Source organism: Bartonella sp. AP88HLJMH (genome assembly GCF_042195605.1).
GTDB lineage: Bacteria > Pseudomonadota > Alphaproteobacteria > Rhizobiales > Rhizobiaceae > Bartonella.
On the sequence record NZ_JBHIOR010000018.1, the window covers coordinates 21,338 to 28,888 of the forward strand.

The window sequence follows — 7,551 nt, forward strand, 5'->3', positions numbered from 1 at the left end:
GTTTTTTGTTTTTAGAGAAGGGGAAGAAAGTTTGTAGAAAATTATGTTTAAAAATCATCTCTCTTTATATCATTTTACAACGGTTATTTTTTTCTTTGTATACAATACTGATGCAGGTGAGATTTCTTCTGAGAAGAAGCCATATTCATGTAACGAAAGTGCCTCATTTTATCGCTGTAATGATGGTAAAACGCATGAAATTACCAAGAAAACTTATCAACTTACGGGTGAAAGTTCTTATGCTGCCATAGAGGCATCAGGGAAAAATACAGTCATTGAGGGAGAGGCTATAATCATTAACGGTGTTTCGAATGCACATGGACATTCAGAAACAAACGCTTGGACAACAGCTGTAAAGTCCTCAAATGGGGGAGGCGTTGCTCTATTTGATTCCATGTTAAATAACGTGTCGATAGGGGCCGATATTAATGATGAGGGAGCTTTTGAAATGCAGGATGGGGTGATTAAAGCAACCAGAATGGGGATCAGTGTTGGGGGTAAAGGGTCGTTTGTTTCTTTGACCAAGACAGAGATTAAGACATCTTCTGATGCGATAGGTCTTTTGAGTCATAATGGTGCAAAAATTTATATGAAAGGAGGAAAAATTGATTTTGCTGATGGTATTGGTGTTCAAACAGGAGGAGATGGAGAAATTAATTTAGAGGGCGTTTCTATTACTGGGAGGGGGAAACAGGGAACAAATACAGATAATCATCGTGAAGGTTCTGCTTTTAGTATGCTTCAGGGGAAAGGCTCTCTTAATTTCCAGAAGGGAAACGTTAATGTCGACAATGTTCATGGCATTGTAGTGCAGGGGAATAACCATAATGCTGCTCATATAAAATATTCCAATGTTTTTGTGAGAGGGAATGGATTTAATGGTATGCACTTTTTTTGGGAAGCTGTCTTAAATGATAAAAAAACAATTATACCTGGAAAAGGGACTGTCCATGTGACAAAGACAACTTTTATGGCTCCAGAAAGTACGGCTATTTATAGTCGCGAATTCGAAAGTTCTGTTAAACTCTCACAACATTCAAAAATTTCTGGAGATTCACTTCTGAAAGCTGTTGAGCGTTCTAATGTAAAGATTGAGGCTGATGCTTCTACCCTTGTAGGAGGCGCACATGTTGATGAAAGTTCTACAGCTAAGATAGATTTAAAAAATGGTTCAAAGTGGATTTTATCGCGACCAAAATATGACAAATTGCAAAATTCTGATGCTTATGGTTCTAATTTAGGGGACTATTCCTTCATTTCATCGGTTAATCTTACGGATAGTTCTCTTGTTTTTGAAGAATTAAAATCTAAAAAAACAAATGGTTATCAGACACTTCTCATTGGAAAAGGATCTGGGACTGTCTATAAAGCGCACGGTGATGTGAATCTTTATCTTAATGCATATTTGGATAAAGGCGGAGCTCTGCAAGAGCAAAAAACTGACCGGCTTTTAATCAATGGTGATCTTGAAGGGAAAACAACAGTTCATGTGTATAGTGTTCCTGGAAGCTCAGGGGCATTGACGGGAGATGGTGGTAATAATCAGGGGATTTCCATTATTCAGGTTTATGGAAAAGCCATGGAAGATTCTTTTCAGTTAAAGGGGGGGTATGTCACACTTGAAGCCTCCCCCTATCAGTATCATCTTAAGAGTTATGGTCCAGGCTCTGCTTTAGGGGCGGCAGATTCCAATCAAAGAGTGCTTAAAAACTCTGGAACATTTTGGGATTTCCGACTTGAAAGTCAATTTGTTGATTCCACTAAAGTTTTTCCTGTTCTTGATTTGGTTGTCCCCCCTTCTTCTGATGATATTCCTTCTTTTCCTAAAATTCATCCTAATATTACTGGAGGTGAGGATGGTTCTATTGATTCTAACTCTCAGCAAAAGTCTCAGGAGCCAAGTCTTTCTTCTCCTGTAGATTCTCCTGATAGGGATTCCCATCTTACGACCACACCTAATGTATCTGATGTTTTTGTACTTGAGATCCCCAATCCTCTTTCCTCTCTTGCACCTGTTGTTCCCGCTATTGCTGAATCTAATCCAGTTTCTCCACCTGCATCTGGTTCACCTGTTCCGCCGCATGTTTCACCCACTCCTTCTGTTGTTTCCCCAGTTGCATCTGGTTCTTCTGTTCCGTCATCTGTTTCATCCACTCCTTCTGTTGTTTCCCCAGTTGCATCTGGTTCACTTGTTCCGCCGCATGTTTCACCCACTCCTTCTGTTGTTTCCCCAGTTGCATCTGGTTCACCTGTTCCGCCGCATGTTTCACCCACTCCTTCTGTTGTTTCCCCAGTTGCATCTGGTTCTTCTGTTCCGTCATCTGTTTCATCCACTCCTTCTGTTGTTTCCCCAGTTGCATCTGGTTCACTTGTTCCGCCGCATGTTTCACCCACTCCTTCTGTTGTTTCCCCAGTTGCATCTGGTTCACTTGTTCCGCCATCTGTTTCACCCACTCCTTTTGTTGTTACTCCACCTGCGTCTGGTTCTTCTGTTCCGTCATCTGTTTTTGAGTCTTCTTCTCATTTTGAGCCAAATGTGAGAGTCGTTGTTCCACAGGTTTTGACTTATATTCTTGTGCCAAATACCTTATTTTATGCTGGATTGATGGATATCAGTAATCAAAGCAAGCAGTTGCAAGCGCTGCGAACTGTTCCTGGTCGGTTGTTGAAAAATGATGAAAATCCCGCTTTGTTTTTGCGCGGTTACGGTGGACATCATCATTATACTTCAAATTTGTCTGCATTTAAATATGGTGATTATGGCGGTGAGCTTGATTATAATGCACTAGAGGCAGGTATTTTACTCAAGAAAATCGAAAGTGCATACAGTACGACATCTTTTGGGATTATGGGAAATTATGGCAAGCTTTCTTTGCAGCCTCGAAAGGTTAAACAAAGTCAAGAAAGTATATTTGATAAATGGACAATCACAGCATATGGAAGCATGCAGCATGATACGGGTCTCTATATGGATGGTCTCTTCTCTTATGGTTTGTTTAATGGAAATGTTCTCACACTTGAGCGAGGTAAAACGGCTGCATTGAGAGGGAAGCCCTTAAGTGTTTCTTTAATTGCTGGTAAAACGTTTATGATAGGCAGCCGATATTTTATTTTTGAACCACAGGTTCAGTTTGTTTATCAAAATCTCCAGTTTCATAAGACTCGTGATATTGATAATTTTAATATTGATATGCGAAGTCCAGATCATTGGGGGATGCGTATTGGTGGGTATTTAACGAAGACACTTACATTTACTAAAGATAAAGATGCACATGTTCTCTCATTCTATGGTAAGCTTCATTTCATTCGTAGTTTTGATGATAAACAATTTGTATATTTTAAAGATGCCTTCCAGCTTGGTTCCTTTGGGACTTCTTTAGAAGCTGGATTTGGTGTTTTTTCGCAATTATCTCCCAAAATTATTTTTCATAGCGATCTGATTTATCAGCATAAATTTACGAGTGACGGCTTTTCCGGAACGCATTTTTCTGGTGGATTAAGTTATCATTTTTAATTGTATTTTTCTTTAATACATCTTTTGTGAAAGATATAAGCACAAAACATGGTTTTGTTGTGTTGTTTTTCTGATTTTTGACTTTACATATAATACAAAACAAATTATATGTAGCGGTACATAATAAGAATAATAAGTAGATGAACCAGGTGTGTCTTTTCAGTTTTTTATGAATAAAATAAAGGAAGTTTAGACTAAATTATGATTAAAGTACTAAAACGCCATGTGTGTGTTCTCTTACGACCTCTATTTCTTTCTTCGCGCACAATATAGATGTGAGTGGAGAAGATTAATAACCCCTCGTGTAATTCTCTTTTTAAGTCGTATTCGTGTGATACAGTTGATGCTTCTCGTACTTTTGGAAGTCGTAATAAGTTATATATGAGTGGATTGGATAGGAGGACTACAGGTGTTATTTTTACAATACGAGCTCATAACATAGTTATTAAGCCGCAAAAAAGTAAAGGGGAAAAAAGGCTTTCAGGAACTGATGGAATTTTAGAATTAAAGAGATCTGAGAAGATTACATCAGCAGTGGTTGTGTCAAAAGATAATAAAACTTCTTTTAAAAAGAGTTCTATTACAGGAAATGGCGAAAAGAAAAGTGGTAGAAATGCTACGTTATCTCAATCTGTGTTTGGTGTGAAGCAGGGTGGTTCTTTCCTTTGATGAAGGTAAGATTCAGGTTTCTGATGTTCATGGTATAGAGGCAAGTGTCTTGCTCAATGCGATTGAGGATACACATCACACTTTGAGCTTTGGAATAATGGAGAATAATGGAAAAAAACTCTCTACAACCTCAAGATGTTAAAGAAAACAAAAAAGTACATTTGATAAATGGTCTATTACAGTATATGGCAGCATGCAGCATGATACAGGCTTTTATATAGATGTCCTTTTTTCCTGTGGTTTATTTAAAGGGGATGTTCTCACGCAAGCAAGAGGCAAGACAGCAACATTGAAGGAAACGCCTTTGAGTGCTGCATTGATTGCGGGCAAGTCATTTATGACAGGGCATAAAGGGGTTATTTTTGATCCGCAGGTTTTAGGTTATTTATCAAAATGTGCGGTTTGATAAGGCGTCTGATATTGATGGTTTTGATATTGAGATGGGAAAACTTGATTTATGGGTGATGCGTGTTGGTGGTCTTTAAGAAAGATGCTTGCTGCTTCTGAAGAGGCTCTTGTTGTTTCTTTCAATTGCAAGCTTCAGCTTGCCATTAGTTTTAGAGGAAAACAACGTGTGCGGTTTGGAGATGAATTCCAATAAGGGCTTTTGGCTCTTTTCTAGAAACTGGAATGGGATTGAAGGCTCAGTTGTCTTCAAACTTTGCTTTGCATGGAGATGTAACTTATCAGCATTGCCTTAGAAAAGGTGGTTTTCAGGGATTATTTTTTCAGGCGGTTTATACTATCGTTTTTAGGTGCCTATGAAATATAGAGTAATTTTTACATAAGTTATAGAGTGTTTTATGAAGTATAAAGTGATTATTTAAGTTTTATACTTGCTATTGTTAGTGTGTTTAACTTAATGTTATGGGGAATATTTTTTATTTTTAACTAACAGGGGGAGAAAGGCAAATTGGGAATAAAGTTATGGTTAATGTATTAAGCGGGTATAGATTTTTATTTATTACAACGGCTATTGTTTCTTTTTTGCCAATCGTGAGTGTTAATGCGAATCCTAACAATTTAGGAATTTCCTGTAATGTATCAGGGAGTTTTTTTACATATAGCGATAGTAAAAAACATACGATAAGTAATAAAAATTATACTCCTTCTGTCTCTTCTCTAGATGATTTTATTGCTGTCTTCTCTATAGAAAAAGAGGGAACTGTTTTAAATTTATTAGAGACAAATATTATCTCGCATAGGCCAAAGCAGATGTTTTTATATAGTGCATCTGTAAAAGATGATGGCAAGCTTGTTCTAACCAATTCAAATATTAAGGATATGTCCGGTTTTCGTGTTCAGAATGGGCAAGTTGTGATGAATAGAGGGAAGATTGAAGGTAGTTTGCAAGCTGTATGTGCAGAAGGAAAAAAAACCGATATTGCTTTAGTGAGCGTAAATATTGATATTGTATCAGATAATTTGAATGCAAAAGGGATTGGATTTGTTAGTAGTTCTGATGCATTCATTAGGATGTCAGGCAGTACTATTACTTTTAATGAGATTGGTGCGTTTTCAACACAATTTGGGGGAAAATATCTTATTGATACAACCAATATTCAGGGAAAAGGTAAGAAACACACGATTGTAGTTGATAATGAAAGTATTGATGAATTTCCAAGAGCTTTTGACATATCACAGGGTGGTAATGTTCAATTACGTGGTGATTCTATTCAGCTCACTGATATGCATGGCTTCTTGATTACGAATTTTGCAGGTTATGCAGATGCTGAAGGTAAATTGGTTCAAGAATACGCTTCATCAAATGAGTTTAAAAAGACAAATATTAAGATTGAAGGTACAGAAATTTCTGTTCAGGGTGAGGGAGTATACGGTCTGTATTTTTATGGATTAGGCCCAGATGTATGGGGTGATATGTTTAAGGTAGGGAGTGAAAAACTTTCAAAAGTAGAAAAAATTGTTTGGGGTGAAGCGTCTTTGCATTTGTCACAGACAACTTTTTCAGTTCCCGATGGTATTGCCATTTATAGTACGGGAGATGATATTTATGGAGCTGAAGCTACCATTGAATTAACAGAAAGGACAAAGATCTCTGGTGATTTATTGTTAAAGGCTCAAAATAATTCTTCTCTATTGGTGAAAGCAAAGGATTCTATCCTTACAGGGGGTATTCGTGTTGAGGATGCATCAACTGTTCACTTAGAATTAACAAATGGCTCTGCATGGTATCTCACCAAAAGGAAACATACAGATTTGCAGGAATCTCTTCCTGTAGATTCATTACTTTCGTCTATAAGCATTTCTGATAGCACAATTTTTTTTGATAAATTTATATCTCAAGATTATCAAACGCTATATATTGGAAAAGTATATATTGAGAAAGGAAGTAATCTAAATGACATAAATCCAATAGAGGGGATACAATATGATAAAGAAGCCTATAATGCAAAGGGAAATGTGCAGATTAAGATGAGTGCGTTTGTGAATAATGACGGCTCGTTTAATCCTCAAAAAACTGATCGTATTTTGATCTACGGGAATGTTTTGGGAAGTACACTGCTCATGATGGAGAAATTTTCCAAAACCTTAGAAGGAGAAGCTGGCAATAAAGGAAGTCAAAGTATTTCACTTGTTCAAGTTGCTGGGACAGCAGAGGAAAGTTCTTTTAAGTTAGCCAATAGTTATACTACGGTGAATGGATTTCCTTATCAATATAAACTTCGTGTCTATGGTCCAAGTTCTTCTTCTGGAAATGCAGATCCAAAGAATAGATTGGTTGTTGGAGAAGGGGATTTTTGGGATTTTCGTCTCGAAAGTGTTTACATTGGTCCTGAATTAGATTCTTCTGAAACTGCTTCTAAGCCAACATCTACAGTTTTACCTCCTCAATCTGAAGAAGAGACGGTTCCTTCTAAACGACCAACAGAGACTATTTCACCTGAACAACCCCCTTCTGTTGAGCCTCCACTTATACCATCTACACCTTCTTTGCCTGAAGGATCTGAACCGTCTGAAACATTTATCCCTACGGATTCGACGCTGACTCCTTCTGCACCAGTTCCGTCTGAGCCTCCCTCTGTACCAACAGTTCCGGAGGCTCCTTCTGCTGTGCAACCTATGCCTGCACCGTTTGTTCCAGTGGAAGATTCTACTAATGATGTTCTGCCATCTGAGCCCTCTGCTCCGGAGGACACTTCATCTCTGGATACTGTTTCTCCTCCTTCTGTCCCTGTCGAACCAAAGCCTTCTCAGTCCTCTGATCCTTTAGATCCTTCATCTAATCTCTCTATACCGCTTGATGTTCAGTCTAATCTCCAAATTAGAGCTGTTGTTCCACAGGTTCCAACTTATCTTCTTTTGCCAAATGCCTTATTTCATGCTGGTTTAGTGGATATGACCACGCA

At 37.8% G+C, this 7,551-nt stretch carries 3 protein-coding genes and 1 pseudogene; all 4 read left to right on the forward strand.

The window, feature by feature from the left end; translation table 11 throughout:
- Nucleotides 1-43 precede the first annotated feature (43 nt).
- Nucleotides 44-3,514, forward strand: a complete 3,471-nt coding sequence (locus ACFIMA_RS07905; protein ID WP_375693305.1) for an autotransporter outer membrane beta-barrel domain-containing protein — start codon at nucleotides 44-46, stop codon at nucleotides 3,512-3,514.
- 390 nt (nucleotides 3,515-3,904) lie between these two features.
- Entirely contained in the window at nucleotides 3,905-4,183 is a 279-nt protein-coding gene (locus ACFIMA_RS07910; RefSeq protein WP_375693306.1) for a hypothetical protein, read from the forward strand.
- 28 nt (nucleotides 4,184-4,211) lie between these two features.
- Nucleotides 4,212-4,938, forward strand: a pseudogene (locus tag ACFIMA_RS07915) (autotransporter outer membrane beta-barrel domain-containing protein); the annotation flags it as partial.
- A 172-nt stretch (nucleotides 4,939-5,110) separates the two neighbouring features.
- Nucleotides 5,111-7,551, forward strand: a 2,441-nt coding sequence (locus ACFIMA_RS07920) for an autotransporter outer membrane beta-barrel domain-containing protein (protein ID WP_375693307.1), incomplete at its 3' end; no start/stop codon positions are given.

What these genes read in the sequence shown, in the direction of transcription:
- ACFIMA_RS07905 (WP_375693305.1), top strand. Translation starts at nt 44, where the DNA reads ATGTTTAAAAATCATCTCTCTTTATATCATTTTACAACGGTTATTTTT.